This window comes from Megamonas sp., assembly GCF_986095205.1.
In genome coordinates this window covers 1-5,545 of record NZ_CFQVBI010000031.1, presented here as the reverse complement: position 1 = coordinate 5,545, position 5,545 = coordinate 1, and the positions used below count along the sequence as shown (strand labels likewise).

At 32.1% G+C, this 5,545-nt stretch carries 5 protein-coding genes and 1 pseudogene; all 6 read left to right on the top strand.

The annotated features are described in order from the left end of the window. A pseudogene (locus AC5LAX_RS04295) lies at window positions 1-383 on the top strand (serine hydroxymethyltransferase); the annotation flags it as partial. A gap of 18 nt (window positions 384-401) precedes the next feature. Beyond that, a complete protein-coding gene (gene upp / locus AC5LAX_RS04290; protein WP_008540011.1) occupies window positions 402-1,037 on the top strand; it encodes a uracil phosphoribosyltransferase in 636 nt (211 codons plus the stop codon). 13 nt (window positions 1,038-1,050) lie between these two features. Further along, window positions 1,051-1,506: a deoxycytidylate deaminase gene (locus tag AC5LAX_RS04285; protein WP_008540012.1), complete on the top strand. Its 456-nt coding sequence runs from the start codon at window positions 1,051-1,053 to the stop codon at window positions 1,504-1,506. An 89-nt stretch (window positions 1,507-1,595) separates the two neighbouring features. Beyond that, window positions 1,596-2,624, top strand: coding sequence for a glycosyltransferase family 4 protein (locus tag AC5LAX_RS04280; protein WP_018999742.1), 1,029 nt, complete (start codon window positions 1,596-1,598; stop codon window positions 2,622-2,624). Between the two features lie 55 nt (window positions 2,625-2,679). Further along, window positions 2,680-3,840 (top strand): non-hydrolyzing UDP-N-acetylglucosamine 2-epimerase, encoded by a 1,161-nt coding sequence (gene wecB / locus AC5LAX_RS04275; protein WP_008540014.1) that lies wholly within the window; start codon window positions 2,680-2,682, stop codon window positions 3,838-3,840. Between the two features lie 65 nt (window positions 3,841-3,905). Next, complete coding sequence (locus tag AC5LAX_RS04270; protein ID WP_278850348.1) at window positions 3,906-5,036, top strand: DUF362 domain-containing protein; 1,131 nt, start codon at window positions 3,906-3,908, stop codon at window positions 5,034-5,036. Window positions 5,037-5,545 lie beyond the last annotated feature (509 nt).

The following is a 5,545-nucleotide window of genomic DNA, read 5'->3' as shown; positions in this document are numbered from 1 at the left end:
TAGATAATGCAAAAGCCCTAGCAGATGAACTTGTGAAAAAAGGATTTAGAATTGTATCAGGTGGTACAGATAATCATTTAATGCTGGTAGATTTGCGCTCTAAAAATATCACAGGAAAAGAAGCACAATTCTTGTTAGATGAAATAGGTATCACAGCAAATAGAAACACAATTCCATTTGAACCATTGAGCCCATTTGTAACAAGTGGTATTCGCCTAGGAACACCAGCACTTACAACTAGAGGATTAAAAGAAGAAGATATCCGTGAGGTAGCAGATATCATTGCTGATGTTATCGAAAATCGTGAAGATAGCGCTGTTATTGAAGCAGCAAAAGCAAAAGTTCAAGCTATTTGTAAGAAATTCCCATTATATGAAGAATAAGAAAAATAAGAGGATATTATGTCAGATTTAAAAGTAAATATTATAAAACATCCATTAATTCAACATAAGTTGACTTTAATGCGTAAAAAAGAAACAGGTGCAAAAGATTTTCGTCAATTATTAGATGAAATTTCTATGTTAATGGCTTATGAAGTAACAAGAGATTTCCCGACAAAAGATATAGAAATAGAAACTCCTGTGGCAAAATGTGTAGCAAAAACATTAGCAGGAAAAAAAGTGGCAGTAGTTCCTATTTTACGTGCAGGTCTTGGCATGGTTAATGGTATTATTAATTTGATACCAGCTGCTAAGATTGGTCATATTGGTCTATATCGTGATGAAAAAACATTAGAGCCAGTTGAATATTTTTGTAAAATGCCAAAAGATATTGATGAACGTTTATTATTAGTAGTAGACCCTATGCTTGCTACTGGTGGTTCAGCAATAGAAGCTGTAGAAATGCTAAAAAAACGTGGAGCAAAATCCATGATTTTCATGTGTTTATTATCTGCTCCAGAAGGTATAAAGGCATTTAATGAAAGACATCCAGACATCCCAGTTTACACAGCTTGTGTAGATGACCATTTGAACGAACATGGATATATTGTTCCAGGTATTGGCGATGCTGGCGATAGAATTTTTGGTACTATTTAAGAGGTTTTTATAAATGACAAAACAAGTTCGTCCTGATTGGACCACATATTTTTTAGATATTGCCACAGCAGTGGGCAAACGTTCCACATGTTTAAGACGCAAATATGGTGCAATTATTGTAAAAGATAAAATCATTATTTCCACTGGTTATAATGGCGCACCAAGAGGCGAAGTAAACTGTATAGATACTGGTAATTGTGAACGTGAAAAATATAATGTTCCGAAAGGACAGCGTTATGAGCTTTGTGTAGCAGTTCATGCTGAACAAAATGCAGTTATTGCAGCTGACCCTGTAAAGATGAAGGGAGCAACTATTTATATAGTAGGTTATAATGCAGATGGTACATTAGCATCTGGTAAACCTTGCTTACTTTGTCGTAGAATGTTAAAAAATGCTATGATTGCAAAAGTTGTATATTTAGAAACAGATGGTTCCATTATTGAGGTAGCTCCTAGTGAAATACAATGATAAATAAGCAAAATAGGCTTGATTATTTATTGACAATCAAATTATTAGTGAGTTATAATCTGTGTTAATGGAAAAGGAGTGCGAATGTAATGCCTAGTTATTTTTTAGCATTTATTACAGCATTAATAGCTGTATATGCCCTAACACCGTTAGTTATAAAATTTGCAGTTAAAACAGGTGCCATGGATAAGCCAGACCCAAGAAAAGTTCATAAAAAACCTATTCCTCGTTTAGGAGGACTTGCGATTTATTTGGCTTTCATGATAGCAGTTTGTAGTATGCTTGATTTTAGCAAAGAAATTGTAGGTTTATTATTAGGTGGAACTTTCATTGTAATTGTAGGTATAATAGACGATTTCATCAGTCTTCCTGCAAAAGTGAAGTTATTAGGACAGATTTTGGCTGCATGTATTTTAGTGGCATTTGATATTAGAATTGATTTTATTACAGACCCATTTGGTGATTTTATCTTTTTGGAATATTTAGCAATTCCAGTTACTATTTTTTGGATAGTTGGAATTACTAATACAGTTAATTTGATTGATGGTTTAGATGGTTTAGCAGCTGGGGTATCAACAATTGCGACTGTTACTATACTTTTAGTAGCTTTGCAAAGTGGTGATTTACCAGTGGTATTTTTAACAGCAGCCTTAGCAGGTGCATCTTTAGGATTTTTGCATTATAATTTTAATCCAGCAAGAATTTTCATGGGAGATACAGGCAGTATGTTCTTAGGATATATGTTTGCGGCTATCTCTGTTATAGGTGCTGTAAAGAGTGCTGCTACTATAGCGCTTATTGTACCGATATTAGCTTTAGGACTACCAATATTAGATACTACTTTTGCGATTGTACGTCGTTACCGTGGAGGAGTTCCTATATTTAAGCCAGATAAAGGACATTTACATCATCGTTTATTGGCAATGGGCTTTTCTCAAAGACAGGCTGTACTCTTAATGTATGTTTTCAGTGCATTCTTAGGTTTAGCGGCGATTGCCTTAACTGAAGTAAGTACTAGTGTAGCTGTTATGATTGTTGTATTTGTAGCTGTAATAATCCTATTTGGTGCTAAAAAAATAGGTATTTTCAGTATGAAAAATAATGCAGGAACACATTAGTTATTAAAGAAAAGGCAGGGAAAACCTGCCTTTTTTGTATATATGAGGTATAAATATGAAGAAAATTAAAGTAATGACAGTTTTTGGTACACGACCAGAAGCAATTAAAATGGCACCTGTGGTGTTGGAATTGAAAAAATATCCTGATTTAATCACACCAATAGTTGCAGTAACAGCTCAACATCGTGATATGTTGGACCAAGTTTTGAATTTATTTAATATTAAGCCAGATTACGATTTAAATATCATGGCACAAGGTCAAACTTTGTTTGATATTACAACTAAAGCTATGAATGGCTTAAATGAAGTATTATCTAAAGAAAAACCTGATATAGTATTAGTTCATGGTGATACAACTACTACTTTTGCAGGTGCATTAGCAGCTTATTATCATGAAACAGCAGTAGGTCATGTAGAAGCTGGTTTGCGCACATATAATAAATATTCACCATTCCCAGAAGAAATGAACCGCAAATTGACAGGTGCAATAGCAGATCTTCATTTTGCCCCTACTGATACAGCTAGTGGTAATTTGAAAGCTGAAGGAACAAAAGAAGATAAAATTTTTGTAACAGGAAACACAGTTATCGACGCATTGCATAAGACAGTAACAGATGATTTTAAATTTGATGATGAAAAATTAGCAAATATAGATTATGAAAATAAACGTATCATTTTGGTAACAACTCATCGTCGTGAAAATTTAGGCGAACCAATGCGTCATGTATATAAAGCTTTAAAAGATATAGTCAATGAATTTGATGATGTAGAAATTGTATTCCCAGTGCATAAAAATCCAAAAGTTCGTGAAGTGGTTAATGAAGAATTGGGCAATATCAAAGCTGTACATTTAATTGATCCATTAGATTATGAGCCATTTGCTAATTTAATGCATAGAGCATTTTTAGTATTGACTGATTCAGGCGGAATTCAAGAAGAAGCTCCATCTTTAGGAAAACCTGTATTAGTTCTTCGTGATACAACAGAACGACCTGAAGCAGTTAAAGCAGGTACTGTAAAATTAATTGGTACAGAACGTCAAAAAGTATATGAAGAAACAAAATATTTATTGACTGATCATGATGAATATCAACGTATGGCAAATACATGTAACCCATATGGTGATGGTAAAGCTTCTAAACGAATTATTGAAGCTATTTTATATCATTATGGTTTATCACAAGAAAAACCAGATAGTTTTATTGCTGGTAAATAATATGAAAATGCCAAGACTTATTTATTGAGTTTTGGCATTTTTATTAATGAAAGGAATTATAAGTAATGAAAGTATCAGTAGTAAAAGCTGATAATTATAATATCGAAATTGTAGATAAGGCTGTAAATGATGCAGTGAATTTAATTGGAGGTTGGCAAAATTTTATAAAAAAAGGTGATAAGGTTTTAATAAAACCTAATATGTTGACGAATGTAACACCTGAAAAAGCAGTAACAACTCATCCAGAAGTAGTAAGAGCTGTTATAAAAGCAGTAAAAAATATGGGAGCTTTACCGGCTGTTGGCGATTCACCAGGAATTAGCAATTTAAAATCTACAGCAAAAAGAACAGGTATATTAACAATTTGTGAAGAGGAAAACGTTCCATTTGTATATTTTAAACAAAGTAAAGCCTACAATTATATGGAAGGTAGATTTATTAAACAATTTGAGTTGGTAGATTGTTTATCTGATTTTGACAAAATCATTTCAGTAGCAAAGATGAAAACCCATGTTTTTATGGGAGTTACAGGAGCTGTTAAAAATCTTTTTGGCTGTATAGTAGGTACAGATAAAGCTAGATTTCATTTAAGAATGCAAAAACATATAGATTTTGCCCATGTGATGGTAGATTTGTATCAAACAATAAAACCGACATTAAACATTATTGATGGTATAACAGCTATGGAAGGTCAAGGTCCAATGAGTGGTGATGTTGTAGATGCTAAAATCATTATCGCAAGTAGTGACGGTTTTGCTGCTGATTTAATTATGGCAGATAAGATGGGCTTTGATGCAGAAGCAATGCCTATTGCTGCAGCTGGTATTGAAGAAAAAAGAATTATTCGTTTAAAAGATATAAAAGTTGTTGGTGATGGAAAAGATGAGCAATTTCATTTCGCAAAGCCACATACATATAAATCTATGCAAGATACATATGTACCAAAATTTATTTTAAAATTGGGGCAAAATCAATTAACATCTAAACCTGTAATAAATAAAAATTGTGTAGCTTGTGGTAGATGTAGTCATCATTGTCCACCAAAAGCAATAACTATAATAGATAAAAAAGTAAATATTGATTATCAAAAGTGTATAAGATGTTATTGTTGTCAAGAATTATGTCCACACCAAGCTGTAGATTTAAAAGATGGTTTGATTTTATCTTTATTGAAATATATAGGTATATATAAGTAAAAATAATGAAGAAAAATAAAAGGATAGTAACTTATAAAAGTGGCTATTCTTTTATTGTTTTTAAGCCTTAATATATTGATATATATGGGTTTTTAAACTTTTTTTATATTTTTATAAAAAAGTTTAAAAAAGTTATTGACAAGTTTTATGTATATGATATATAATAATCAACGTTGCTGATGAGCAACAAACAAAATAAAGAGTTTTGAAAACGGCAAAACAAACAAAATAAAAAAGTTTGAAAAAAGTTGTTGACAAAACAAAAAACATAAGATATAATATTTAAAGTCAGCTCGAGAGAGTTGCGAAAATAGGAATGTTCTTTGAAAACTAAACAATGCACAATATGTTTTCTAACATAAACGAATGTGCGGTATCTGCTTTATAGCAGATTACCTAATAAATTCTTTTTAAACAGATAATTAAGAGCCAATCGGTTCTTCGAAAAATAATTTTTTTTGGAGAGTTTGATCCTGGCTCAGGACGAACGCTGGCGGCGTGCTTAACAC

Excerpts from the sequence above, each read along its gene's own strand:
- upp (WP_008540011.1), top strand. The coding sequence starts at position 402 with ATGTCAGATTTAAAAGTAAATATTATAAAACATCCATTAATTCAACAT.
- AC5LAX_RS04285 (WP_008540012.1), top strand. The coding sequence starts at position 1,051 with ATGACAAAACAAGTTCGTCCTGATTGGACCACATATTTTTTAGATATT.
- AC5LAX_RS04280 (WP_018999742.1), top strand. The coding sequence starts at position 1,596 with ATGCCTAGTTATTTTTTAGCATTTATTACAGCATTAATAGCTGTATAT.
- wecB (WP_008540014.1), top strand. The coding sequence starts at position 2,680 with ATGAAGAAAATTAAAGTAATGACAGTTTTTGGTACACGACCAGAAGCA.
- AC5LAX_RS04270 (WP_278850348.1), top strand. The coding sequence starts at position 3,906 with ATGAAAGTATCAGTAGTAAAAGCTGATAATTATAATATCGAAATTGTA.